This is a genomic window from Streptomyces sp. NPDC006368, from assembly GCF_040612535.1.
Classification (GTDB): domain Bacteria; phylum Actinomycetota; class Actinomycetes; order Streptomycetales; family Streptomycetaceae; genus Streptomyces.
Genome location: NZ_JBEXQK010000001.1, coordinates 321207 through 345661, shown reverse-complemented (window position 1 = coordinate 345661; position 24455 = coordinate 321207). Strand labels below are relative to the sequence as shown.

The window sequence follows — 24455 nt, the reverse complement described above, 5'->3', positions numbered from 1 at the left end:
TCAAGCTCCGCCCTGCGCCAGTCGCCCGGCGAGTCTCTTCAGTCCCCGGTACGCGGCGGTGCGCACCGCTCCCGGCCGCTTGTCCAGGACCCGCGCGGTGGCGGGTCCGTCCAGTCCCACGACCACCCGCAGCAGCACCGCCTCGGCCTGGTCGCGCGGCAGCCCGCGGATCAGCGCGAGCGCCTCCTCGGTCGACAGGGTCTCCAGCGCCGCGGCGGCCGTGTCCTGGCCGCCCGGCAGGTCCAGTACATCCTGCTCGATCAGCGTGGTGCGCGGGCTCCGCCTCTGCTTGCGCAGGTGGTCCAGCGCGCGGTGGCGCGCGATGGTCGCCGTCCATCCGCGGAACCCGGCCCCGTCGCCCCGGAACCGCCCCAGGTCGCGGGCGATCTCCAGCCACGCCTCGGCGGCCACGTCCTCGGCGTCGTCACCGACCAGCCCGCGCACGTATCCGAGCAGCCCGGGGTGGACCAGCCGGTAGGCCCGCGCGAACGCGGCCTCGTCGCCCTGCTGGGCCCGCTCGACGGCAGCGCCGAGTTCCGTGTCGTACGCCCCCACACTTCCCTCTTCGAGCCGACGATTCCCCTTCCTAGCTCTGCGTGCGCCCGGCCGGAAGTGTCACAGGGCAACCATCGGCGGGGTCGGCCGTCTGCGTACGCAGGACACCTCCGGACGCGCCGGACGCGTACGTCTCCGCCTTCGCGGTGCCGCGATACGGGCATGAGGAAGGGCCGGGCTCCCCCGAACGGGAGAGCCCGGCCCTTCGTCGTGCCGGAGGGGACCCGGGACCGGGCGGAATCCGGTGCCCCGCGGGGTCAGGTGCCCGCGCAGTAGCTCATCAGCTCGTCGTGGTTGGCCTTGAACAGGTCGTGGAGAGCCGCGTTGTCGATCTTCAGCAGCGTCTCGTCGTTGTTGCGCAGGGCCTGCCAGGTGTAGTTGTGACTACCGGTCCAGACGATCTTCTTGCCCGCGACGCCGTCGTACGTGCCGTTGACGAGCAGGTACTTGGAGTGAAGGCCGATCTTGTCGGTGCGCCCGGAGGGCGGGTTCTCCCAGCACTCCACACGCTGGGTCAGCTTGCCGTAGAGGATGGCCTCGACGTCCGGGTGCATCGACGGCTGGCCCGACCCCGGCTTGCCGCCGTCCGGGTCCGCGTCGGCGGCCAGGGTGACGGAGCAGCCAGCGTTCACCATGGCCACCAGCTTGGAGGCGACGTGGGTGCGGTTGAAGAGGTTGGCCGCGATCCGCACCTCGCTGTGCGCCGCGCAGTCGACCTTGTCGAGGATCAGCTTGACGGTGTCGGTCCCCGGGTCGGTCCTGTACGTCAGACCCGACGCCTCCTTGCGCGGGAAGAAGTAGTTCTTGTACGCCGGATTGGTCGCGCTGATCGGCGTCTTGTAGTAGGTGTCCGTACCCGCGGTGGAGCTGTACGTGACCTGGTCGTTGAAGTAGGCCAGGTAGTTGTCGTAGAGGCCCTTGTCGACGATCGTCACGGCGTTGTTGAACAGGTCGGTGCGCTGGATGCCCGACATGTTGGCGGACGTCTGGAGGACCACATTGCTCGTGCCCCCGGTGGAGGAGAAGAGCGCGAACTTGTTGTGGTTGATCGAGCCGTCCTCACCCGAGTACAGGACCCGGTTGGCGATGCAGCCGCGGCCCCGCGGGCAGGACAGGATCCACGACGGCTGCGTGCGGTCGGTGCCGAGTGCCTCCGCGAGGTTCTCGTACTCGCCGCCAGGGGTCTCGGTCCCCCCGCCGGGGGCGAATTCGTGCGACTTGTAGTCGACGATCACCTTCACGGCGACCCCACGCCCCTTGGCCGCTATCAGCGCGTCCCGGACGTCGTTGTCGGTGAAGGTGTACATCGCCAGCCTGACCGAGCTGCCCGCGGGCGCACCGTCGATCAGGGAGACGAGATGGTCGCGGATCCTGTCCTGCTCGGCAGTGGTGCCGGCCGGGTCGTTGAAGATGACGCCCGTGGTCACGGCCGCGGCGGCGGGCGTGGGAGCGGCGAGTGCGGACAAGAGGGCGACGACCAGGCCGAGCAGCCAGGTTCTGGGGTGGTGGCGGTGCACACCGGCCTCCGGGAGTGAATTTCGCGTACATGACAAATCGGACGTCGTGAGCCCCGCTGGGCGCTCCCCGCGCACCCGCCGAAGCGGGAAGCTCCCACACGACGGAAGGCGGAGCCGCGGGGAGGTGATCCCCGCGGCTCCGCCGAGCCCGGTCCGAACGGCGAAGATATATCAGCGCCTGAAGGATCCACTCCGCCCGCGACCGCGCAGCGGCACGCCCGAGGCACCCTTCTCCCGCGTTCTCACCGCGAGTCAGCGAGACGCGCGATCGGCGGGACAGGTCCCGGGAGCCCCGTGCCAGCGCCATGAGGTGAGCCGCTCGCGGCCGGGCAGCTCACCCCGCCCGGTGGCCCACAGGAGGGTTGTCCAACGGTCGGTGTCCGTGGGGGCGTCCGGGAACAGGCGCCTCAAGGCGCGGTCGCAGAGTCCGGCGGGCGGGGCCCACGTCAGGCCCAGCCCCCCGGCGACGTCATGGGTGTGGACGAGGGTCTCGACGACGCCCATCGCGGCGAACCCCTCGGGATCGGACACGCCGTACACATGGTGGGCCCGTACGTCGGGCGGGGTGACGCGCACCAGCGCGGTCAGCATGGCCCCGCACGCTTCCAGGACCTGGAGCAGCCCGGCGGCCCCGGCGCTCCGGTCGGCGTACGTGACGTTCGCCGGCCCGCCCGGCCGCCGCGCCTCCCACACGAACGGGACCTCGCCGTCGAGGGGCGGCCGTTCGGGGCCGAGCTGGGCGGCGTACGCGAAGAGGTCGTCGGCCAGGTGCTCGACGGTCTCCCAGCAGGTCCACTCCAGGGACCCGGCCCTGGCGTCCCAGTCGGCGCCGGCGCCCGCCGCGCGGAGGGTGGCCACCGCGAGGCGGACGGCGTGCTGGACGTCATCGGCGGTAACGGGGCTCAACGGGCCACCGTGTACCGCACGAAGGAGGACCAGGCGGTGGGCGACAGCGCGAGCTGGGGCCCGGACGGCACCTTGGAGTCGCGGATGTGGACGGTGGAGGGGCAGGTGGCGACCTCGACGCAGTCGTCACCGGAGCCTCCGCTGTAGCTCGACTTGTGCCAGGAGAGGGCGACTTCGACGCAGCTGTCGCCCGAGCCTCCGCTGTAGCTGCTCTTGAACCAGGCCAGTTCGTGGGTGCTCATAGCGCTCCTCGCAGTCGCGACAGCAGACCCTTGGAGTCCTCTGGGGTGAGGGCCTGCGCCCGCAGTTTCCCATAGCGCATCTGAAGCACGCTGATCGTTTTGGGATCGGTCACCAACTGGCCGTGCTCCTGCCCCTCGCAGTAGCCGAGCCACTCGTTCTGAGGTGTCTCCGCCAATTGGATCGACCCGTCCACGCCGGCATGATGCCCCCGGCCCAGCGGCAGCACCTGCACCACCACGTTCCGCAGCGCCATCACACCCAGCACGTGATCGATCAGCTCCCGCGTCACCTCCGCCCCGCCCACCCGGTGGTGGAACAGGTGCTCTTCGAGGATGAAGCTGTACGCCGTGTTCGGCCGGTCCCGCAGCAACTGCTGCCGCTCCAGCCGCGCCACCAGCTGCGCGTCCACCTGTTCGTCGCTCAGCGGCGGCAACTGGCCCCGGAAGAGCACCCGCGCGTACGCCTCCGTCTGCAACAGCCCCGGCACCACCCGTGGTTCGTACGTGTCCAGGGTGATCGCCGACGCCTCCAGCAGCGCCCACTTCTGGAACCACACCGCCAGCCCCGGCTTGCGGGTCAGGTGCCGTGACGCCTTCCGCAGCGCGCCGAAGGTGTCCAGCGTCTCCTCCACGCGCTCGACGAACTCCCGCGTCGGGAAACGCCTGCCCTGCTCCACGGAAGCGAGGTAGTGGACCGAGTACCCCAACTCCGGTGCCAGCGACTCCTGCGTGTGCCGCGCGTTCTCGCGGAACGCCTGGAGCACGGCGCCGAAGGTCTTCAGGCTCTCGGACCGTTCGGGCTCGGTGATGCCTTCTGTCATGCCGGTGACTCCCGGGTCGTTCGTGGTCCACCCCGTGTCGAGTCACCCATGCTCACAGGCGACCGCCCGCACCGTCCACCGTCCGCACTCGTACAGTCACGGTCTGTACGGGTCGGGTACGGGCAGCGCTACGCGCTGCGGGCGCGGCGCGAGACGACGGCCCGCAGGACGCGCTGCCCCTCGGCGGAGATGTCCCGGGCGAGTCGCAGTCCGCCCGCGCCGCCGGACGCCAGGACCTCCAGGACGCGGATCTGGCGGCGCAGTTCGCCGGTCACCAGCGGCCCGGCGCCGGCCGTGTCGCCCGTGCGGTACGCCTCCGGCGGCCCGGCGGACGCGGGCTCCAGGCCCTGGTGCAGGGCGAGTGCCGTGAGGGAGCAGGCGTCCGCCCACTCCCTCAGGGGACCCGGGGCCCACGCGGACGGCGCGTCGTCGAGCATCCGCCGTACGAGCGCCCCGGCGTCGTCCGCCGGGTCGCCGCCCTCCGCGACGGCGGCCTTGGCCTCGGCGAGCCGCCCGGCCCAGCCGTCCTCGCCGCGCGCGGCTCCGGCCCACAGGGAGCGCAGGGCCTCGTCGGCCGGTGCGGGGTCGAGGAGGGGCAGGCAGCGGTCGAGGCAGGCCAGCGCGGATGCCGCCAGCCCCCGCTCATCGGCCTGCGTGATCAGTTCCGCCAGGCTCTGACTCATGGACGTCTCCCGTCACGGACGCGGTGGTTCCCGTACTGGGCCTACGGCCTTACTGCGCCACATGGCGAGATTCCGTCACTTCAGGTGGCTGGAAAGATCGCTTCGGCGACACGTCCACACAACCCCCACACTTTCATCACAAGAGAGCCGCGGTGTGGGCCACGGCGGATCCGTGCAGGGTCTTGGCGCTCCGCATCGCCGTGAGGCGCCGGACGAAGAGCAGGGCCGCCAGGGCGGCCACCGCGTCCAGGAGGTCAGCGACGACCCTCGCCCGGCAGGCGGCCATCATGGCCTCGGGCTCCCCGGCCTCGTACGCCGCACCGGCCACGCGACCGCCGAGACCGCCGGCCACAGCAGCCACCACCCCTTCACAGGGGTGGGTCGCTCGCCCTTCCCGGGGCGGCTGTACGGGTCGCGCCTGCTCGCGTGCCGGGTCCGGTGGGCGAGCAGGCGGGGCAGGACGGCGTTGGCGACGGGGACGAGCCGGACGCCGATCGCCCAGCCGGGGCCGCTGCCGAAGAGGTCCGGCGCGAAGACACCGGCGTTCACCCGCACCCGGTGGAACCAGATGACGAAGACGACGGCGGTGACCAGGAAGGACAGCAGCGCTGGAGCACGCCCGCCGCGTCCATCGGCACATGGCGCCCATGTCCCCGGCGCCGCCGTCCGGTCCGGCCGCCGCCCGGTCGCTCATCAGCCGGTACAGACGGATGTCGGCGAAGAGCGCGTACCCGTCGATGGCGATGACCACGCCGAGCAGGGCGGCGACGGCCCGGCCCGGGTCTGTGGGCGAGCGGAGAACGGCCACGCCCCCCGGTAGGCGCGCGGCCGGAGCCGGCCGCCCGCGCACCGTACCTAGAGGGGTCAGCGGCGCAGCCGGTTCGCCAGATCGGTGAAGGCCCCCCAGGTCAGGGGCGGTGTGGCGGCCGGATGCCACAGCTTCTGGGACAGCGCGTGCAGCGGCATGCGGATGCCCGCCGCGACCTGCTCCGGCGTCTGGGCCCCGGCCAGGTCGCACCAGATCGCGAAGCTGGCGCCGAGGATCTGGTCCGCGTACCGCTCCGGGACGGGGCCGGTGCCGCGGATGACGAGCGGCGTCCAGTCCTCGTAGATGCGGCGGCCGGTCGGGTAGGTGAACTGGTTCGGCTCGCCGAGTACGTAGTAGAGGTACTCGTCGTTGTAGTTGATCAGCCTGCGGCCCTCGGCCAGGTACTCGACGGGCGGCCGGGCGCCGATCTCCTTGCCCGTCCAGTACGCCACGTCGATGTCCTGGGCGGGCGTCACCGCGCCGCCGGGGAAGAAGCCGTCGTTCCACGCCCGCATCCGCTTGCCGGCCGGACGGACCACGGCCGCCCGGTCGTTCAGCCAGCCGGTCGCGAGGTCCTGCACGCGCGCGTCGGCGCCGTACTTGCGGCGGGCCTCCGCGGCCAGCCCCGGGTAGGACGCCTCCGGGTTCCGCGCCGTCAGCGCCACGTACTCGTCGGCGCCCAGGTGCCAGTACGCGCCGGGGAACAGCCCCGCGTACTCGCGCAGCAGGTCGTCGACGATCTTCGCGGCCTCCGGGTTCGCGATGTCGACCGCGCCGCGCGGCGCCGTGCCCTGCGCGCCGCGCAGCTGGAGCGAGGGGTGGGCGGCGATCACCGCGCCGAGGTGCCCGGGTGAGTCGATCTCGGGGACGACCTGGATGTGCAGGCTCCTGGCGAGGCCGACGATGCGCCGCACCTCGGCCTTGGTGAGGTGCTCGGCGGCGACCACCTCGGGGTGCGAGGAGGACTCGATCCGGAACGCCTGGTCGTCCGAGAAGTGCAGCCCGAGCTGGTTCAGCTTGAGGTCGGCCATCTCCCGCAGCCGCGCCTCGATCCACGCGGCGCTGAAGTGCTTGCGGGCGATGTCGACCATGAGCCCGCGCTGGGGCTTGGCGGGCCGGTCGCGGATGACGCCTTCGGGGACGGTGCCGCCCGAGCGCAGCGCCTGCTTGAGGGTGCGGGTGCCGTAGAAGACGCCCGCCTCGTCGGGTCCGGAGATCCGTACCCGGCCGTCGCGGGTGGTGAGGGTGTACGACTCCGCGCCGCCGCTCTGCGCGCTGCGCAGCGCCAGCTCGATGTCGCCGGCGCGGGCGGCGCTCTCGCCGCGGTAGCCGGTCTTCAGCTCCCGGGCGAGGAGCCGGGCCTCGTCGGCGAGGGCGCCGCTGCCGTCGGCCAGGACGACGGCGCTTCCGGTGCGGGGTTTCCAGCCGGGGCCGCGGGCCGCTTCGTGATCGCGTACGGAGGGGATGGTGCGCGGGTCGGAGGAGAGCGGGTGACTCCGCGTGGGGGTGGGCGACGGCGACCGGGGCTGCGCCGGGGTGGTGGTCGGCTGCGCCCGGGTCGCGCCGGTCGTGGCGGCGTCACCCCCGTCGCCGCCCGCGCAGCCCGCGACGGCGAGGGAGAACACCATCACCGCGGCCAGGGCCCCTGTCCCTGTGGAGTGCCGTATCACGCGTCCACCTCCGTCCCATTCGTCCAGCACCGGTACGGAAACTCTCCCTTCCGGGTGAAGTTCTCGCATCCCAGGGACAACTCACGCTCACCGTGTGTAACGTTGTGCCCCTTCCCCCGCATCCATCACACCTTTCCGCTGCCCTTTTCGAGGAGCCACGATGGCCGGCGACACCACCGCAGGCACCCCGAAGCGCCCGGCCGCGATACCCCTCGGCCCGCCGGGCGGGCCGCGCGCGGGAGCGGGGGCCGCCGTGGCCGCCCCGGGCTCCCCCACCGGCGGTGCCGTCCGGGCTTCCGCGGGCCTCGCCCGCTTCAACGCCGCCACGCCGCGCGCCGCCGAAGCCGCCCTGCTCGCCTGCTGCGGCAGCCGCCGCTGGGCCCGCCGGGTCGCCGCCCACCGCCCGTACCCCACGCTGGACGCCCTCCTCGCCGCCGCCGACGAGGCCGGGTACGACCTGTCCGCCGCCGACCTGGACGAGGCGCTGGCGGACGAGACCGCCCCCGTCCTGCCGCCCGGCACGCCCGGCGCGGCGCACATGGCGCTGGACGCCGCCCACACGGCGTATCTGAGCCGCTTCGGCCACGCCTTCGTGATCTGTCTCGACGGCTACCGGCAGGATGAGCACGTGGACCAGGTGCTGGCCGGGATCCGCTGCCGCCTGGGCAACGAGCCGGATGAGGAGCGGGCGGTCGCCGCCGACGAACTGCGTCGACTGGCTCGTGCGCGATTGTCCCGGCTTGTGGCCAATTGCGGGTGGCCCGATAGCCCGTCCGTGCTCGTTTGATTGCCTGTTTGATCACACTGGCGGACCCCGCGCGAGCGAAGCGACAAGTCGTCGCTACGATGACCAGGGCCGGTGGACCGTACCCGGCCGGGCCAGACCGACAGAGCTGTTCTTTTCTAGACGCTGGCGGCCGGCTCCAATCCCGCTCCCGGAGGGTTTTTCCGTGCCGGCTGGAACGCTGTACCGCGGCCGGGAAGGCATGTGGTCGTGGGTGGCTCATCGAGTCACCGGCGTCCTCATCTTCTTCTTCCTGTTCGTACACGTACTGGACACCGCTCTCGTCCGCGTCTCTCCCGAGGCCTACGACGAGGTCGTCGCCACCTACAAGACGCCTCTCGTCGCGCTGCTGGAGTACGGCCTCGTCGCGGCCATCCTCTTCCACGCGCTCAACGGCCTGCGTGTGATCGCCGTGGACTTCTGGTCCCAGGGCACCCGCTACCAGAAGCACATGCTCTGGACCGTCATGGCCCTCTGGGTCGTGCTGATGGCGGGCGCCATCTACCCCGTCCTCGGCCATGCCGTACGTGAAGTGTTCGGGAGCTGACGCCAGAGATGTCCACTGACACCACCACTTCCGCGGTCGGTCCCGTCGAGGGCGGCGAGCCTCTGCGCCGTTTCGACGCGGACAACCCCGCCCCGCTGATCGAGCCGCCCCGCAAGCGGACCAAGAAGACCCCGAAGTCGGCCCGCGGCAACTTCGAGATGGCCGCATGGCTCTTCATGCGCCTGTCCGGTGTCGTCCTCGTCGTCCTCGTCATCGGCCACCTGCTGATCCAGCTCGTGCTGGACGGCGGCGTCTCCAAGATCGGCTTCGCCTTCGTGGCGGGCCGCTGGGCGTCCCCGTTCTGGCAGGTCTGGGACCTGCTGATGCTGTGGCTGGCGATGCTGCACGGCGCCAACGGCCTGCGTACCGTCATCAACGACTACGCCGAGCGCCCGAACACGCGCCTGTGGCTCAAGGGCCTGCTGTACACCGCCACGGTGTTCACCATCCTTCTGGGCACGCTGGTGATCTTCACCTTCGACCCGAACATCCGCTAAAGCCGGGGCTGACGAGACCAATGAAGATCCACAAGTACGACACCGTCATCGTCGGCGCCGGCGGCGCCGGCATGCGCGCCGCCATCGAGGCGACCAAGCGCAGCCGTACCGCCGTGCTGACGAAGCTGTACCCGACCCGCTCCCACACGGGCGCCGCGCAGGGCGGCATGGCCGCCGCGCTGGCGAACGTGGAGGAGGACAACTGGGAGTGGCACACCTTCGACACGGTCAAGGGCGGTGACTACCTGGTCGACCAGGACGCCGCCGAGATCCTGGCGAAGGAGGCCATCGACGCCGTCCTCGACCTGGAGAAGATGGGCCTGCCGTTCAACCGGACCCCGGACGGCACCATCGACCAGCGCCGCTTCGGCGGTCACTCCCGCAACCACGGCGAGGCCCCGGTCCGCCGGTCCTGCTACGCCGCGGACCGCACCGGTCACATGATCCTCCAGACGCTGTACCAGAACTGCGTCAAGGAGGGCGTGGAGTTCTTCAACGAGTTCTACGTCCTGGACCAGCTGATCACCGAGATCGACGGCGTGCGCACGTCCGCCGGTGTGGTCGCCTACGAGCTGGCCACCGGCGAGATCCACGTCTTCCAGGCGAAGGCCGTGATCTACGCGTCCGGCGGCACCGGCAAGTTCTTCAAGGTGACCTCCAACGCGCACACCCTGACCGGTGACGGCCAGGCCGCCTGCTACCGGCGCGGTCTGCCGCTGGAGGACATGGAGTTCTTCCAGTTCCACCCGACGGGCATCTGGCGCATGGGCATCCTGCTGACGGAGGGCGCCCGTGGTGAGGGCGGCATCCTCCGCAACAAGGACGGCGAGCGCTTCATGGAGAAGTACGCGCCCGTCATGAAGGACCTGGCGTCGCGTGACGTCGTCTCGCGCTCCATCTACACAGAGATCCGCGAGGGCCGCGGCTGCGGCCCCGAGGGCGACCACGTCTACCTCGACCTCACCCACCTGCCGCCGGAGCAGCTGGACGCGAAGCTCCCGGACATCACCGAGTTCGCGCGGACGTACCTGGGCATCGAGCCCTACACGGACCCGATCCCGATCCAGCCCACCGCGCACTACGCCATGGGCGGCATCCCGACCAACGTCATGGGTGAGGTCCTCGCGGACAACACCACCGTCGTGCCGGGTCTGTACGCCGCCGGTGAGGTCGCCTGCGTGTCGGTGCACGGCGCCAACCGCCTGGGCACCAACTCGCTGCTCGACATCAACGTCTTCGGCAAGCGGGCCGGTATCGCCGCCGCCGAGTACTCGGCCACGGCCGACTACGTCGAGCTGCCGGACGACCCGGCCTCCTTCGTCCGGGCGCAGGTCGAGCGGCTGCGCAACTCCACCGGCACCGAGCGGGTGGCCGAGCTGCGCCGCGAGCTGCAGGAGACGATGGACGCCAACGTGATGGTGTTCCGCACCGAGCAGACGATCAAGACCGCGGTCGAGAAGATCGCGGAGCTGCGCGAGCGGTACCGGAACGTGGCCATCCAGGACAAGGGCAAGCGCTACAACACGGACCTGCTGGAGGCCATCGAGCTGGGCAACCTGCTCGACCTGGCCGAGGTCATGGCCGTCTCCGCCCTGGCCCGCAAGGAGTCGCGCGGCGGTCACTACCGCGAGGACTACCCGAACCGCGACGACGTCAACTTCATGCGCCACACCATGGCGTACCGCGAGGTCGGCGACGACGGCACCGAGACCGTCCGCCTCGACTACAAGCCGGTCGTCCAGACCCGCTACCAGCCGATGGAGCGTAAGTACTGATGGCTACCCCCGTACTGGAAAAGGCCGAGGCGGGCTTCGCCGACTCGCCGTACATCACGGTCACCTTCCGGATCCGCCGGTTCAACCCGGAGATCTCGGACGAGGCGACCTGGCAGGACTTCCAGATCGAGATCGACCCGAAGGAGCGCGTGCTCGACGGTCTCCACAAGATCAAGTGGGACGTCGACGGCTCGCTCACCTTCCGGCGCTCGTGCGCGCACGGCATCTGCGGCTCCGACGCGATGCGGATCAACGGCAAGAACAGGCTCGCCTGCAAGACGCTGATCAAGGACATCAACCCGGAGAAGCCGATCACGATCGAGGCCATAAAGGGCCTGACGGTCCTCAAGGACCTGGTCGTGGACATGGAGCCGTTCTTCCAGGCCTACCGCGATGTGATGCCCTTCCTGATCACCAAGGGCAACGAGCCCACGCGTGAGCGGCTGCAGTCCGCCGAGGACCGCGAGCGGTTCGACGACACCACCAAGTGCATCCTGTGCGCCGCGTGCACGTCGTCCTGCCCGGTCTTCTGGAACGACGGCCAGTACTTCGGCCCGGCCGCGATCGTCAACGCGCACCGCTTCATCTTCGACTCGCGCGACGAGGCCGGGGAGCAGCGGCTGGAGATCCTCAACGACAAGGACGGTGTGTGGCGCTGCCGCACCACGTTCAACTGCACGGATGCCTGCCCGCGCGGTATCGAGATCACCAAGGCGATCCAGGAAGTGAAGCGCGCGCTCATCACGCGCCGCTACTGATACGCCTGACGCTTTCTCAGAAGGCCCGCTTCTGTACGCTCACCCGTACAGGAGCGGGCCTTCGCCCCTTCACACGCGAACCTGAGGACGGGGAAGATGAGCGAGCCGAATCCGTACGCGGACGGGGAGTACACGTGGGGCCCGGCACAGCCTCCGGGAGCGGGGTACGGATACCCGGGCGGCGCCCCGGGCCACGGCTACCCGCAGCACTACCCGCCGGTCCCGACGGGCGGCGCCGGGACGCCGCTCGTGGCCATCGGTGACATCACCGTGCTGCCGGACTCCATCGTCACGCCCGCCGGCACGATGCCGCTCAAGGGCGCGGTGTGGAACGCCACCGACATGTCGCGCACGGAGGAGAAGATGCCCACCCACGCGATCGTGCTGGCGGTCGTCTTCTTCGTGTTCTGCTTCCTGGGACTGCTCTTCCTGCTGATGAAGGAGAAGACCACGACGGGCTTCATCCAGGTCACCGTCACCAGCGGCGGACGCCACCACTCGACGATGATTCCGGCCACCGGCCCGGACACGTTCCACATGGTGATGGGGCAGATCAACTACGCCCGTTCGCTGAGCGTGTAGGCGTACCAGCCCTCCCGGACCCCCTCTTTCGGGTACGACCGATCCGGGTGCGTCCCGTCCGGTACGTCCCTTCCGGTGGTTTGGCCGAACTGCGCGTAGACCGGATGCGTGTGACGGGCATGTAGTGGAGCTCGGCACGACCGATTACGGCCGCTGCGTCGCCGATTCGTCGCCTGTGAGGCCACCATGACGGAAACCGTCGCGTTCCCCCAGGACCGTACCTGCCCCTACCACCCGCCCACCGCCTACGACCCCTTGCGCGACAAGCGGCCACTGTCCCGGGTCACGCTGTACGACGGCCGCTCGGTGTGGATCGTCACCGGGCACGGCGCCGCGCGCCGGCTCCTGTCCGACCAGCGGCTGTCCACGGACACCACCCATGAGGCGTTCCCGCTCCCCACGGAGCGGTTCGCCGCCGTACGCAACCGCCGCCGGGCCGCCCTGCTCGGCTGGGACGACCCCGAGCACAACGTCCAGCGGCGGATGCTGATCCCGAGCTTCTCGCTCAAGCGCACGGCCGACCTGCGCCCGCGCATCCAGCGGACCGTGGACCAGCTGCTCGACGCGATGGTCGAGCGGGGGTCGCCGGCCGAGCTGGTGTCGGCGTTCGCGCTGCCCGTGCCGTCCGTCGTGATCTGCGATCTGCTCGGGGTGCCGTACGCCGACCACGACTTCTTCGAGCTCCAGTCGCGCCGGCTCCTGCGCGGCCCGACGGCCCGGGACACCGAGGACGCCCGCGACCGGCTGGAGGGCTACCTCGGCGATCTGATCGAGTCCAAACGCGACAAGCCCGGGGACGGCGTACTCGACGACCTGATCGCCCAGCAGCTCGCCCACGGCCACATCGACAAGCAGGAGCTCATCGAGCTGGCCACGATCCTGCTCGTCGCCGGTCACGAGACCACGGCGAACATGATCTCGCTGGGAACGTTCACGCTGCTCCAGCACCCGGAGCAGCTCGCGGAGCTGAAGGCCGACCCGGCGCTGATGCCCGCCGCCGTCGAGGAGCTGCTGCGGTTCCTGTCGATCGCCGACGGAATGCTCCGGCTGGCGAAAGAGGACATCGACATCGCCGGGACGGTGATCCGGGCGGGTGACGGGGTCGTCTTCTCGACCTCCATCATCAACCGGGACACGGCCGCCTACGCCGACCCCGACACGCTCGACTGGCACCGGTCGGCCCGCCACCATGTCGCGTTCGGCTTCGGCATCCACCAGTGCCTGGGGCAGAACCTGGCCCGGGCGGAGATGGAGATCGCCCTGCGCACGCTCTTCGACCGGCTGCCGGGGCTGCGGCTGGCGGCACCGCCCGAGGAGATCCCCTTCAAGCCGGGCGACACGATCCAGGGGATGCTGGAACTCCCCGTGGCCTGGTGAGTTGATGTCCGGTATGCGAATCACGATCAACAGGGATGCCTGTATCGGCGCCGGACAGTGCGCGCTGACCGCACCCGGTGTCTTCACCCAGGACGACGACGGCTTCAGCGAGGTGCTTCCGGGGCGGGAGGACGGGGGCGGTGACCCGCTGCTACGGGAAGCGGCACGCTCCTGCCCGGTGAGCGCCATCTCCGTGGCGGAGGACTAGAAGGCCCCGGTTAGGCTCGGGCACCGTGAAGGACGAGACGGCCGACCCCGGGCCCAAGACCGCGAGGACCTCCAGAGCCGCCAGGACCTCCAGGAGCGAGCACACCCGCGCCCTCATCCTCGAAACCGCGCTCCGCCTGTTCCAGGAGCGCGGTTACGACAGGACGACGATGCGGGCCATCGCCCAGGAGGCGGGCGTCTCCGTCGGCAACGCGTACTACTACTACTCGTCCAAGGAGCACCTGGTCCAGGGCTTCTACGACCGGCTGGCCGCCGAGCACGAGGCGGCGGTCCAGCCGGTCCTGGCCGGCGACAGGGACCTCGCCGTCCGCGTCCGGGGCGCCCTCATGACGTGGCTGGACGTGGCGGAGCCGTACCACCGGTTCGCCACGCAGTTCTTCAAGAACGCCGCGGACCCCGAGAGCCCGCTCAGTCCCTTCTCACCCGAATCGGCAGCCGCGCGCGAGGCCGCGATCTCCATCCAGGAGCGGGTGCTCCACGGCTCGGACACCAGGGCCGCGCCCGAACTGTCCGACCAGCTCCCGCACCTGATGTGGCTGATGCAGATGGGGCTCGTGCTGTTCTGGGTGTACGACCGGACGGAGGGCACCGAGCGCAGCCGCCGCCTGGTCGAGCGCACCGCGCCCCTCGTGGCCCGCGCCATCGCGCTCTCCCGCTTCCGGCTGCTGCGCCCCTTGGTGCGCCAGGTGCACGAAGTGCTGGAGGAGTTCCTGCCGGGCGCGGCGGCGACCCGGGCGACGCGGGTGTAGCTCCGCGGGCTAGGCGTTCTTCGAGGCGAGCTCGACGACCGTGATGTCCGAGGGGGCGCCGACCCGGACCGGGGGTCCCCAGGCGCCGGCGCCGCGTGACACGTACAACTGGGTGTCGCCGTACCGCTCCAGGCCCGCGAGGGTCGGGTTGGCGAGGTCCGCGATGAGGTTGCCGGGCCAGAGCTGGCCGCCGTGGGTGTGGCCGGACAGCTGGAGGTCGACCCCGTGGCGTACGGCGTCGTGGATGACGACCGGCTGGTGCGCGAGCAGGACGGCGGCCCGGCCGCGGTCGCGGTCGCCGAGGGCACGGGCGAAGTCGGGGCCGTCGTCGTGCGCGGTGCCGGCGACGTCGTTGACCCCGGCGAGGTCGAACCCGGCGATCTCGACGCGCTGGTTGCGCAGCGGGTGGAGGCCCAGCTCACGGACGTGGTCGACCCACTCCTCGGCGCCGGAGAAGTACTCGTGGTTGCCGGTGACGAAGTACGCGCCGTCGCGGGCGCGGAGCCGGGCGAGCGGCTCGGCGGCCGGGCCGAGGTTCTCGACGCTGCCGTCGACCAGGTCGCCGACGACTGCGATGAGATCGGGCTGGGTGGCGTTGATCGTGTCGACGATCCGCTGGGTGTGACCGCGCCCGAGGATGGGTCCGAGGTGGATGTCGCTCACCACGGCGATCCGGTACCCGTGCGCGCCGCGCGCCAGCTTGGCCAGCGGCACGGTGACCCGCTTGACGCGGGGGCCGCTCAGCACGCCGTACGTCCCGTACCCGACGGTCCCGAGCGCGACGGCGGCCGCGGTGCCGCCGACGACGCGGGAGACGAAGAGCCGCCGCGAGACGTCGCCGCCGGACGGGGCGGGGGCGCCGGGTGCCGTGTGGTCGTTTCCGGGTGCCGTGGGGTCGGGCTCCGTCGGGAGGGCGGTCACCGCGGCGGGTGCGGCCCCGGCGGGGCGTGCCCCGGCCGGTTCGGGCACCCCGGCGACCGCGGCCGGGACGGGGTCCCTCGTCGTATCAGGCACCCCGGCGGTCCCGGCCGGCTCCCCCGCCGCCGCCCGCCGTGCCGCCAGGCGGCGCAGCACGGGCCGTACCGCCTCGCCCGCCACCAGGGCCAGCACGACGTACAGCAGCAGGGCCAGCCACAGGAAGCCCGGCCAGGCCAGCACCCGCTGGAGCCAGAAGGGCGCCCCCGAGCGGCCGGCCGTCAGCGCGCCGAGCGACAGCAGTGGCAGGACGATCAGGATGACCGTGCCCGCTCGCCGGGCCACGCTCCCGGGCAGCGTCACATCGCGCACCAGGCGCCGCCACACGTACCAGTGCACACCACCCAGCAGGCCGATGACGGCGACGAGCACCAGCAGGACGAGCACCACGGACCCCACGACCCAACCCCTTACGGACGGCGCGAGCCGCGCAGCGCGCGTACACCACGCAACCCGATGACGCCCACCACCGTCCCCAGAACAAAGGACACCACCGCGAGCAGCAGATGAACCCAGAAGTACGCCGTCGGGTCACCCGCGTCGTCGAAGGCGAGACCGCTCGCGTCGTTCCACAGATTCTTGACGAAAGTGATCCAGATGACCCAGCTCCACACCCCGAAGGCGAGCAAGAACCAGGAGGCGGAGCGGCTGAGCTTCATGCAGCCAGTATCACCGCCGCCGGTGGCACGTCACGCGCCGGGTCGGGTGTGGATGTCTCCATCCTCGGACAGTCCCTGTACGTTCTCGATCGTGTCTGCACTGAAAAAGACCGCATTGACGGTCGCTGCCGTCGCATTGCTGCCCCTCCTGTCCACCACGCCCGCGTCGGCGGACTCCAGGGAGGACAAGCAGCCGAAGCCGCCGGCCCTCATGTCGACCGTCGGCGGGAAGGCGCTCGGCAGGCCGGGCACCCAGGTGAATCTGGCGGCCGGAGTACCGGTGCTGCCCAAGGAGGTGACGGGCCGCTCCTGGATCGTCGCGGACGCGGAGAGCGGCGACGTGCTGGCGTCGCACAACGCGCACTGGCGGCTGCCCCCCGCGTCCACCCTCAAGATGCTCTTCGCGGACACGCTCCTGCCGAAGCTGCCCCGGACGCGGTCGCACCTCGTGGTCCCCCAGGAGCTGGCGAAGGTCGGCCCGGGCTCCAGCCTGGTGGGGGTCAAGGAGAAGCAGACGTACACCGTCCACGACCTGTGGCTGGGTGTGTTCCTTCGCTCCGGCAACGACGCCGTGCACGTCCTGTCCCACCTGAACGGCGGCATCGAGAAGACCGTCAAGGACATGAACGACCGCGCCGCCGAGCTCCAGGCGCTCGACACCCACGTCGTCTCACCGGACGGCTACGACGCCCAGGGCCAGGTGTCGTCCGCGTACGACCTCACGCTCATCGCGCGCAGCGGCATGCAGAACAAGGACTTCCGGGAGTACTGCTCGACACCCCGGGCGACGTTCCCCGGCGAGCTGAAGCCCGGCGGCAAGAAGCGCGAGTCGTTCGAGATCCAGAACACCAACCGGCTGCTGACGGGGGCCCTGGGCATCACGCCGTACCAGGGCATCGCGGGCGTGAAGAACGGCAGCACGACGCACGCCGGTTCCACCTTCACCGGCGTCGCCGAGCGGAACGGCAAGGTGCTGCTGGTGACGGTCATGAACCCGTCGTCGAAGGAGGGCCACGCCGTCTACAAGGAGGCGGCGCGGCTGCTGGACTGGGGCTTCGCGGCGGCGGGGAAGGTGAAGCCGGTCGGTGAGCTGGTGCCGCCGAGGTCCGCGCGCACGGGGGGCGACACGACGAAGCAGATCGAGACGGGCAACGGCGAGGCGACCAAGGCGCCGGTCGCCGCGTCGCACGCCGGTGGCGGCGCCGGGACCGCGCTGGCGGTGGCCGGCGGGGTGCTGCTGCTGCTGGTGGGTGCGGGCTACCTGGTCAACCGGCGCTGGCCGCTGCCGGAACTGGGACGTCGCCGACGTCAGCCTCCCGCCGCCTAGTCGCCGTCCACGCGGCGCAGAAGAGCAGCAGCCTGGCGGTGAGGTTGATCCACAGCATCAGGGCGACCGGCACGCCGAACGCCCCGTACATCGACTTCGACGCCACCCCGCTCATATAGCCGCCGAGCAGCAGCTTCAGCGCCTCGAAGCCGACCGCGCCGATCAGCCCGGCGACGACGAGGTGGCGGCGGTGCGGGTGCACACCGGGCAGCAGGGTGAGGACGTACAGCAGGATCACGAAGTCGGCGAGGACGGCGGCCACGAGGGCGCCGGCCTGGAGGAGGACGCCACCGGCGCCGTCGCCGGGGATGCCGAGCCGTCCGGCCGCCCAGTCGATGGCGGTGGAGCCGAAGGCGGAGGCGGCGAGCGAGACGAGGCCGGTCACACCGAGGCCGGCGAGGACGACGGCGTCCTTGCCCTTGCGTACGAAGGGGTTGCCGTCGTCGCCGTCGTCGCACTCCCAGACGGCGCGCAGGCACTCCCGCATGGAGCCGACCCACCCGACCCCGGTGAGGAGCAGCAGCGCTCCGGCGACGACGCCGACCGTACCGGCGTTGGCGACGAGACCGGTGATGTCGAGCTGGTCGGAGATGCCGGGGACCTGCTCGGCGAGCCTGTTCTCGATGGTGCGCAGCTGCCCGTCGCTCAGGAGCGCGGCGCCGACGGCGGCGGTGAGGGTGATCAGCGGGAAGAGCGCGAGGAAGCTCAGGAACGTGATCGCGGCGGCGAGACGGGTCCAGTGGACGCGGTCGAGGGTCTCGTACGAGCGCCACACGTGCGTGCGCATGAGGCGGGCGGCCCAGGGGCCGATGAGGGGCAGCTTCGTCAGCCAGTCCATGGGCTGCGCCTACCCCCGGAAGACCAGGGTGCTCGTCCCCCAGAAGCGCAGACAGGTCGCGAGGACCATGCCGACGCCGAGACCGGAGACGGTGTCCGCGCGGGCGGACGTCAGCCCCAGCCCGTAGTGCGACACGCCGAGGCAGGCCATCTGCACGGCGGCGCCCGCCAGATTGACGCCGAAGAAGGCGGCGTACTCGCGCAGCGTCACCGCCCTGCGGCGATAGGTCGCCAGGGCGTTGCCGAGGTAGGCGACGGTGCAGCCGGCGAGGAACGCGAGGGCCTTGGCGGGAAGCGGGTCGACGGCGCCCCGGAGGGCGAGGAAGAGGGCGAGGTCGGCTCCGTACGCGACGCTCCCGACGGCGAGGAAGCCGGCGAGCTCGCGTCCGCGCCCGCTCACAGGTCGGCGACCGCCATCCCGTACATCGCCGTCCATACGACTCCGATGACGGCGAGCGGCCGGTCGCGCAGGACGACGTCCTCGGGGGCACCGGCGGTGCCCCGGTCGGCGAAGACGGCGTAGCGCAGGACGGCGAGGATGAACGCGACCATGGAGAGCTGGCGCCAGGGGAGGGACGAGCCGTTGGGGGCGGAGCCGCTCTCCAGCGCCCACAGGCAGTAGCCGAGCACGGCCACACCGGCGGCGAGCTGCCACACGAAACGCAGGTACCCGGTCGTGTACTCGGTGAGCAGGACGCGCGTCTCGCCCTTCCGCCCCGCCATCTGCACCGCCTCCGAATACCGCTTCGCGGAGACCATGAACAGGGCGCCGAAGCCGGTGGTGATGAGGAACCAGCGCGAGAGCGGAATGGAGAGGGCGACACCGCCGATCATGGCGCGCATCAGGAAACCCGTCGTGACGACGGCGAGGTCGACGACGAGGACGTGCTTGAGGCGCAGGCAGTACGCGAACTGCATGGCGAGGTACGCGGCGAGGAGCGCGGCGGTCATGGCGTTGCACAGCGCGGCCCCGCCGACCACGGCCGCGAGCGCGAGAACGCCGCCGGCGCCGTACGCCACGGACACGGGCACCTCGCCGGCGGCCACCGGACGGCGGCACTTGACGGGGTGCGCGCGGTCCGCTTCGACGTCGAGGGCGTCGTTGACCAGGTACACCGCCGACGCGGCGGCGGTGAACAGCAGGAAGACGACGCCGAGCCGGAGGGCGGTGTGCAGGGACACGAGCTCCCCGGCGGCGGCGGGGGCGGCGACGACGAGCACGTTCTTGACCCACTGCCGCGGTCGCGCGGCCCGCAGCACACCGAGCCCGAACCCCCGCGGCAGCACCTCCACCACGAGCACGGAACGCTCACCCACGGCACGCCCCCCGCCCCGCGCGCGGCGTCGTCCCGGGCGCGCCGCCCGGATGGTCCTCACGCATCGCCTCGCACCGCCCAGCGCGTGCCCGCCGTGGCCGTGGCCGCGCCGAGGAGGGCGCCGGCCGCGATGTCCGTGGGGTAGTGGACGCCCAGCACCAGACGGGAGAGGCACATCGCGGCGGCGACCGGCGCGGCCAGGTGGCGCGCCGGAGGGCGCAGCGCGCCGAAGAGCACCGCCGCGGCGGTCGCCGAGGTGGCGTGGGAGCTGGGGAAGGAGTGCCGCCCCACGGGGTACGCCGACGCCGAGCCGTCCGGCCGGGGGCGCCGCACCACCCGCTTCACGCCCATGCTCGCGAGGTGCGCCGCACCGATCAGCGCCGTGGTCCGCAGCCACGCCGCGCGCCGGGCGGGGTCGGACACCGCGCCCGCGAGGCCGGCCGCGAGCCACAGCGCACCGTGCTCACCGCTGAACGACAACGCCCGCGCGGCCGCCGCCACTCCCGGCCCACGGCGCCCGCAGTCGCGCGCGGCGGCCAGCAGGCGGTGGTCGACGTATCGCATCTGCCACCCCTTTCTGCACCAGAGGCGACTCTCACCCGACGCGCGTCCCGTCGCACGGCAATCTTTCCTGACACTCGTTTAATCACCCATTTCGGCGAGTCAGCCAGAAAACCCCATCAACCGGACCTTTGCGTGGTTACCGTCGACCCCATGCCCATCGAGCCCCTGACCGGCTGGGGCCGTACCGCCCCCACCGTCGCCCGCGTCGTACGCCCCCGCAGTTACGACGAGGCCGCCGCCGCCGTCCGCGGCTGCGGAGCGCGCGGCGGCATCGCCCGCGGCCTCGGCCGGGCGTACGGCGACGCCGCGCAGAACGCCGGTGGCGCCGTCCTCGACATGACCTCCCTCGACCGGGTCCGCCGCATCGACGCGGAGGCGGGGGTCGTCGTCTGCGACGCGGGCGTGAGCCTGCACCGCCTGATGGAGGTCCTCCTCCCGCTCGGCTGGTTCGTCCCGGTCACCCCCGGCACCCGCTACGTCACCGTCGGCGGGGCCGTCGGCGCCGACATCCACGGCAAGAATCACCACGTCTCCGGGTCCTTCACCCGCCACGTGCACGCCCTGGACCTGCTCACCGCCGACGGCGGCATCCGTACCGTCCGGCCCGGCGACGACCTCTTCGACGCCACGGCCGGCGGCATGGGCCTCACCGGCGTGGTCCTCGCGGCGACCATCGGCCTGCTGCCCGTTGAGACGTCCCTGATGTCCGTCGACACCGAGCGGGCCACCGACCTCGACGACCTCATGGCGCGGCTGACCGCCACCGACCACCGCCACCGCTACTCCGTCGCCTGGATCGACCTGCTCGCGCGCGGCGCCGCGACCGGCCGCGCCGTCATGACCCGCGGCGACCACGCCCCGTACGACGCCCTCCCGGCAGGGCCGCGACGCGACCCGCTCGCCTTCCGCACCGGGCAGCTCCCCCCGGCGCCCCGTCTCGTCCCCGAGGGGCTGCTCAACCGCTCCACCGTCCGCGCGTTCAACGAGCTCTGGTACCGCAAGGCCCCCCGCCGGCCCCGCACGGGACAGCTGCAGAAGATCTCCACCTTCTTCCACCCCCTCGACGGCGTCCCCCACTGGAACCGCGTCTACGGTCGCGCCGGGTTCGTCCAGTACCAGTTCGTCGTCCCGTACGGGCAGGAGGACGCCCTGCGCCGCATCGTGCGCCGGATCTCCCGCCGGGGCTGCCCGTCCTTCCTCGCCGTCCTCAAACGGTTCGGCGAGGCCGACCCCGGCTGGCTGTCCTTCCCCATGCCGGGCTGGACGCTGGCGCTCGACATCCCCGCCGGGCTGCCCGGCCTGGGCGCGTTCCTCGACGCGCTCGACGAGGAGGTGGCGGGGGCGGGCGGCCGGGTGTACCTCGCCAAGGACTCCCGGCTGCGTCCGGACACCCTGCGCGCCATGTACCCCCGGCTGCCCGCGTTCCTCGCCCTGCGGGCCGAGCTGGACCCGCGCTCCGTCTTCACCTCGGACCTCGCCCGCCGCCTCGCGCTCTAGGAGTACGCCCCCATGAAGGACGCCTTCGGCATCCCCCAGTCCCTCCTCGTCCTCGGCGGTACGTCCGAGATCGCCCTGGCCACCGCGCGGCGCCTGGTCGCCCGCCGCACCCGTACCGTCCACCTGGCCGGCCGCCCCTCCCCCGCCCTGGAGGCCGCCGCCGCGTCCCTGCGGGACCTCGGGGCACAGGCCGGCACCGTGCCGTTCGACGCGCTCGACACCGCCGCGCACGAGGAGACGCTGGGCAAGCTGTTCGCGGAGGGCGACATCGACATGGTGCTGCTGGCCTTCGGCGTGCTGGGCGACCAGGCCCACGACGAGGCCACGCCCTCCGCGGCCGTCCGGGTCGCCCAGACGAACTACACCGGCGCCGTCTCAGCCGGGCTGACCTGCGGGAACGCGCTGCGGGCGCAGGGACACGGCTCGCTCGTCGTCCTGTCGTCCGTCGCCGCCGAACGCGCCCGCCGCGCCAACTTCGTCTACGGCTCCAGCAAGGCCGGGCTGGACGCCTTCGCCCAGGGCCTGGGGGACGCCCTGCACGGGACGGGCGTGCACGTCATGGTCGTCCGGCCCGGCTTCGTACGGACGAGGATGACGGCGGGCCTCCCCGAGGCGCCGCTCGCCACGACCCCGGAGGCCGTGGCGCACGCGATCGAGCAGGGGCTGCGGCGCCGCACGGAGACCGTCTGGGTGCCGGGCGCCCTGCGTCCCGTCATGTCGGTGCTGCGGCACCTGCCGCGCCCGCTGTTCCGCCGGCTGCCGGTCTAGGGCCCGTCTTCTGGATCGGGCCGGATCAGGGAGCGGGGTCCGGTGCCGTGGATCGCGAGGCGGAGGAGGGAGTCACCGCGGTGGGGGCACCCTTGTGCCCGAAGGGCTACGGGGGACATCGGCGACCGACGACAACGCCGCGAGGCGCGGGTGCCGGGGCACGCGAGCCCGGCAGGATCCGAAAGACAGGCGCGGGGGGGGCCGCCCGGCCGCCGTGTCCCCGGTGGGCCGTGGCTCAGCCGCGGGAGGTGGCCGGTTCGTCGACGGGTGAGCCCTGCGCGGGCACGCCCTTCGCCGCCCGGCCGACGCCGAACTCGTACTCGGACAGCTTGCGCCACACGCCGTCCGCGCCCTGCTCGTAGAGGGCGAAGGAGCCCACGGTCCACTGCGCCTCGAAGCGGGCCAGCTCCTCGAACGCCCGGTCCATCGCCTCCTCGGCGATGCCGTGCGCCACCGTGACGTGCGGGTGGTACGGGAAGGCCAGCTCCCGCACGAGCGGCCCCGACGGGTCCCGCACCTGCTGCTGGAGCCAGGAGCATGCCGACGCGCCCTCGACGACCCGGACGTACACGACGGGTGACAGCGGGCGGAACGTGCCCGTGCCGCTCAGCCGCATCGTGAAGGCGCGCCCGGCCGCGGCGACGGCGGCGAGATGGGCCCGGACGGCGGGCAGCCGCGCCGTCTCGACCTCGGTCGGCGGGAGCAGGGTGACGTGCGTGGGGATGCCGTGCGCGGCGGGATCCCCGAAGCCGGCGCGCCGCTCCTGGAGCAGGCTGCCGTAGGGCTCCGGGACCGCGATCGAAACGCCGAGCGTTACGGTCCCCACGTCGTTCTCCTCATCAGTCGTCCGGTGCAGCGCCAGTGTGGCGGCTGTACCCACCGCATGGCCAGGGTCTTCGGACCCGGCCGTCCGGTCCGTACGGTGCTCAGTGCTTGGCGGGCAGGAAGCCCACCTTCTCGTAGGTTCGCGCGAGTGTCTCGCCGGCGACCGCCCGCGCCTTCTCCGCGCCCTTGGCCAGGATCGAGTCCAGCGTCTCCGGGTCGTCCAGATATTCCTGCGTGCGGGCCCTGAACGGAGTGACGAATTCCACCATGACCTCGGCGAGGTCGGTCTTCAGGGCGCCGTACATCTTGCCCTCGTACGACCGCTCCAGGTCGGTGACGGAGGTGCCCGTGAGGGTGGACATGATGGTCAGCAGGTTGCTGACGCCCGGCTTGTCCGCCGGGTCGAAGCGGATCACGGTGTCGGTGTCGGTCACCGCGCTCTTGACCTTCTTCGCGGTGGTCTTCGGCTCGTCGAGCAGGTTGATCAGTCCCTTCGGCGTGGACGCCGACTTGCTCATCTTGATCGACGGGTCCTGGAGGTCGTAGATCTTCGCCGTCTCTTTGAGGATGTACGGAGCGGGGACCGTGAACGTCTCACCGAAGCGGGTGTTGAACCGCTCGGCCAGGTCGCGCGTCAGCTCGATGTGCTGGCGCTGGTCCTCACCGACCGGGACCTGATGGGCCTGGTAGAGGAGGATGTCCGCCACCTGAAGGATCGGGTAGGTGAAGAGGCCGACGGTGGCGCGGTCGGCGCCCTGCTTGGCGGCCTTGTCCTTGAACTGCGTCATCCGGCCGGCCTCCCCGAAGCCGGTGAGGCAGTTCATCACCCAGCCGAGCTGCGCGTGCTCGGGGACGTGGCTCTGGACGAAGAGGGTGCAGCGCTCGGGGTCGAGACCGGCGGCGAGCAGCTGGGCGGCGGCGAGCCGGGTGTTGGCGCGCAGCTCGGCGGGGTCCTGCGGGACGGTGATCGCGTGCAGGTCGACGACCATGTAGAAGGCGTCGTGGCTCTCCTGGAGGGCGACCCACTGGCGGACCGCGCCGAGGTAGTTGCCGAGGTGGAACGAGCCCGCGGTGGGCTGGATTCCGGAGAGCACACGAGGACGACGCTGCATGGACGAGCCATTCCCCTGAGGGTCGTGGTGGGCGGCGGGCGCGCGATCGGAGGCCATGTCCCTCATTCTCTCAGGT

29 protein-coding genes are annotated in these 24455 nt (G+C 71.6%); 12 read left to right on the top strand and 17 right to left on the bottom strand.

The window, feature by feature from the left end:
* The 9 genes from ABZZ38_RS01700 to ABZZ38_RS01660 all read right to left on the bottom strand — a co-directional run bounded on the left by ABZZ38_RS01700 (position 1) and on the right by ABZZ38_RS01660 (position 7160).
* On the bottom strand, positions 1-555 hold the full coding sequence (locus ABZZ38_RS01700) for an RNA polymerase sigma factor (RefSeq protein ID WP_356734576.1): 555 nt from the start codon (positions 553-555) through the stop codon (positions 1-3).
* A 257-nt stretch (positions 556-812) separates the two neighbouring features.
* The gene (locus ABZZ38_RS01695; protein ID WP_356734574.1) at positions 813-2072 is read right to left on the bottom strand and encodes a phospholipase D-like domain-containing protein; all 1260 of its coding nucleotides are present in this window, start codon (positions 2070-2072) and stop codon (positions 813-815) included.
* A gap of 252 nt (positions 2073-2324) precedes the next feature.
* Positions 2325-2978 (bottom strand): hypothetical protein, encoded by a 654-nt coding sequence (locus ABZZ38_RS01690; protein WP_356734572.1) that lies wholly within the window; start codon positions 2976-2978, stop codon positions 2325-2327.
* Positions 2975-3220: a DUF397 domain-containing protein gene (locus ABZZ38_RS01685; protein ID WP_356734570.1), complete on the bottom strand. Its 246-nt coding sequence runs from the start codon at positions 3218-3220 to the stop codon at positions 2975-2977. The genes ABZZ38_RS01690 and ABZZ38_RS01685 overlap by 4 nt, the downstream gene beginning before the upstream one ends.
* Positions 3217-4041, bottom strand: a complete 825-nt coding sequence (locus ABZZ38_RS01680; protein ID WP_356734568.1) for a helix-turn-helix transcriptional regulator — start codon at positions 4039-4041, stop codon at positions 3217-3219. The genes ABZZ38_RS01685 and ABZZ38_RS01680 overlap by 4 nt, the downstream gene beginning before the upstream one ends.
* Before the next feature lie 128 nt (positions 4042-4169).
* Complete coding sequence (locus tag ABZZ38_RS01675; protein WP_356734566.1) at positions 4170-4724, bottom strand: hypothetical protein; 555 nt, start codon at positions 4722-4724, stop codon at positions 4170-4172.
* 136 nt (positions 4725-4860) lie between these two features.
* Complete coding sequence (locus tag ABZZ38_RS01670) at positions 4861-5085, bottom strand: hypothetical protein (protein WP_356734659.1); 225 nt, start codon at positions 5083-5085, stop codon at positions 4861-4863.
* Positions 5010-5279, bottom strand: coding sequence for a DUF4328 domain-containing protein (locus ABZZ38_RS01665; RefSeq protein WP_356734564.1), 270 nt, complete (start codon positions 5277-5279; stop codon positions 5010-5012). The genes ABZZ38_RS01670 and ABZZ38_RS01665 overlap by 76 nt, the downstream gene beginning before the upstream one ends.
* Positions 5280-5588: 309 nt before the next feature.
* Entirely contained in the window at positions 5589-7160 is a 1572-nt protein-coding gene (locus ABZZ38_RS01660; protein ID WP_356734649.1) for a glycoside hydrolase family 20 protein, read from the bottom strand.
* 202 nt (positions 7161-7362) lie between these two features.
* On the opposite strand from ABZZ38_RS01660, the gene ABZZ38_RS01655 reads away from it, so the two are divergent.
* From ABZZ38_RS01655 to ABZZ38_RS01615, 9 genes are all read left to right on the top strand, one after another.
* Positions 7363-7989: a 2-oxo-4-hydroxy-4-carboxy-5-ureidoimidazoline decarboxylase gene (locus tag ABZZ38_RS01655; RefSeq protein WP_356734562.1), complete on the top strand. Its 627-nt coding sequence runs from the start codon at positions 7363-7365 to the stop codon at positions 7987-7989.
* Between the two features lie 163 nt (positions 7990-8152).
* Positions 8153-8533 (top strand): succinate dehydrogenase, cytochrome b556 subunit, encoded by a 381-nt coding sequence (sdhC, locus tag ABZZ38_RS01650; RefSeq protein ID WP_356734560.1) that lies wholly within the window; start codon positions 8153-8155, stop codon positions 8531-8533.
* Between the two features lie 8 nt (positions 8534-8541).
* On the top strand, positions 8542-9030 hold the full coding sequence (locus ABZZ38_RS01645; protein WP_356734558.1) for a succinate dehydrogenase hydrophobic membrane anchor subunit: 489 nt from the start codon (positions 8542-8544) through the stop codon (positions 9028-9030).
* A gap of 20 nt (positions 9031-9050) precedes the next feature.
* A complete protein-coding gene (gene sdhA, locus ABZZ38_RS01640) occupies positions 9051-10805 on the top strand; it encodes a succinate dehydrogenase flavoprotein subunit (protein ID WP_356734556.1) in 1755 nt (584 codons plus the stop codon).
* Positions 10805-11563, top strand: a complete 759-nt coding sequence (locus ABZZ38_RS01635; protein WP_356734554.1) for a succinate dehydrogenase iron-sulfur subunit — start codon at positions 10805-10807, stop codon at positions 11561-11563. Before sdhA ends, ABZZ38_RS01635 begins: the two co-directional genes overlap by 1 nt.
* 96 nt (positions 11564-11659) lie before the next feature.
* Complete coding sequence (locus ABZZ38_RS01630; RefSeq protein ID WP_356734552.1) at positions 11660-12145, top strand: hypothetical protein; 486 nt, start codon at positions 11660-11662, stop codon at positions 12143-12145.
* A gap of 186 nt (positions 12146-12331) precedes the next feature.
* The gene (locus ABZZ38_RS01625; protein WP_356734550.1) at positions 12332-13522 is read left to right on the top strand and encodes a cytochrome P450; all 1191 of its coding nucleotides are present in this window, start codon (positions 12332-12334) and stop codon (positions 13520-13522) included.
* Between the two features lie 13 nt (positions 13523-13535).
* Positions 13536-13730, top strand: coding sequence for a ferredoxin (locus ABZZ38_RS01620; RefSeq protein WP_356734647.1), 195 nt, complete (start codon positions 13536-13538; stop codon positions 13728-13730).
* Positions 13731-13755: 25 nt separating this feature from the next.
* Positions 13756-14499 (top strand): TetR family transcriptional regulator, encoded by a 744-nt coding sequence (locus tag ABZZ38_RS01615; protein WP_356734548.1) that lies wholly within the window; start codon positions 13756-13758, stop codon positions 14497-14499.
* Between the two features lie 9 nt (positions 14500-14508).
* Here ABZZ38_RS01615 and ABZZ38_RS01610 read toward each other — a convergent pair whose 3' ends face one another.
* Both ABZZ38_RS01610 and ABZZ38_RS01605 read right to left on the bottom strand, forming a co-directional pair.
* Positions 14509-15864 carry a metallophosphoesterase gene (locus ABZZ38_RS01610; RefSeq protein ID WP_356734645.1) on the bottom strand — a complete coding sequence of 452 codons (1356 nt, stop codon included), beginning with the start codon at positions 15862-15864 and terminating at the stop codon, positions 14509-14511.
* Between the two features lie 20 nt (positions 15865-15884).
* A complete protein-coding gene (locus ABZZ38_RS01605) occupies positions 15885-16133 on the bottom strand; it encodes a hypothetical protein (protein WP_356734546.1) in 249 nt (82 codons plus the stop codon).
* Between the two features lie 91 nt (positions 16134-16224).
* On the opposite strand from ABZZ38_RS01605, the gene ABZZ38_RS01600 reads away from it, so the two are divergent.
* On the top strand, positions 16225-17460 hold the full coding sequence (locus ABZZ38_RS01600; RefSeq protein WP_356734544.1) for a D-alanyl-D-alanine carboxypeptidase: 1236 nt from the start codon (positions 16225-16227) through the stop codon (positions 17458-17460).
* Here the strand turns inward: ABZZ38_RS01600 and ABZZ38_RS01595 are convergent.
* From ABZZ38_RS01595 to ABZZ38_RS01580, 4 genes are read right to left on the bottom strand one after another with little or no spacing between them, the layout of a single operon-like run.
* Positions 17399-18298, bottom strand: a complete 900-nt coding sequence (locus ABZZ38_RS01595) for a YihY/virulence factor BrkB family protein (RefSeq protein WP_356734542.1) — start codon at positions 18296-18298, stop codon at positions 17399-17401. The genes ABZZ38_RS01600 and ABZZ38_RS01595 overlap by 62 nt on opposite strands.
* A 9-nt stretch (positions 18299-18307) precedes the next feature.
* Positions 18308-18733 (bottom strand): GtrA family protein, encoded by a 426-nt coding sequence (locus tag ABZZ38_RS01590; RefSeq protein ID WP_356734540.1) that lies wholly within the window; start codon positions 18731-18733, stop codon positions 18308-18310.
* Complete coding sequence (locus ABZZ38_RS01585) at positions 18694-19614, bottom strand: decaprenyl-phosphate phosphoribosyltransferase (protein WP_356734538.1); 921 nt, start codon at positions 19612-19614, stop codon at positions 18694-18696. The genes ABZZ38_RS01590 and ABZZ38_RS01585 overlap by 40 nt, the downstream gene beginning before the upstream one ends.
* 56 nt (positions 19615-19670) lie before the next feature.
* The gene (locus tag ABZZ38_RS01580; RefSeq protein ID WP_356734536.1) at positions 19671-20177 is read right to left on the bottom strand and encodes a phosphatase PAP2 family protein; all 507 of its coding nucleotides are present in this window, start codon (positions 20175-20177) and stop codon (positions 19671-19673) included.
* Between the two features lie 150 nt (positions 20178-20327).
* Between ABZZ38_RS01580 and ABZZ38_RS01575 the strand changes: the two genes are divergently transcribed.
* Positions 20328-21674: an FAD-binding oxidoreductase gene (locus ABZZ38_RS01575; RefSeq protein WP_356734534.1), complete on the top strand. Its 1347-nt coding sequence runs from the start codon at positions 20328-20330 to the stop codon at positions 21672-21674.
* Between the two features lie 12 nt (positions 21675-21686).
* A complete protein-coding gene (locus ABZZ38_RS01570) occupies positions 21687-22442 on the top strand; it encodes a decaprenylphospho-beta-D-erythro-pentofuranosid-2-ulose 2-reductase (protein ID WP_356734532.1) in 756 nt (251 codons plus the stop codon).
* Positions 22443-22677: 235 nt separating this feature from the next.
* Here the strand turns inward: ABZZ38_RS01570 and ABZZ38_RS01565 are convergent, their stop codons facing one another.
* Positions 22678-23268, bottom strand: coding sequence for a 2'-5' RNA ligase family protein (locus tag ABZZ38_RS01565; RefSeq protein WP_356734530.1), 591 nt, complete (start codon positions 23266-23268; stop codon positions 22678-22680).
* A gap of 100 nt (positions 23269-23368) precedes the next feature.
* Positions 23369-24379, bottom strand: coding sequence for a tryptophan--tRNA ligase (gene trpS / locus ABZZ38_RS01560; protein ID WP_356734528.1), 1011 nt, complete (start codon positions 24377-24379; stop codon positions 23369-23371).
* Positions 24380-24455 lie beyond the last annotated feature (76 nt).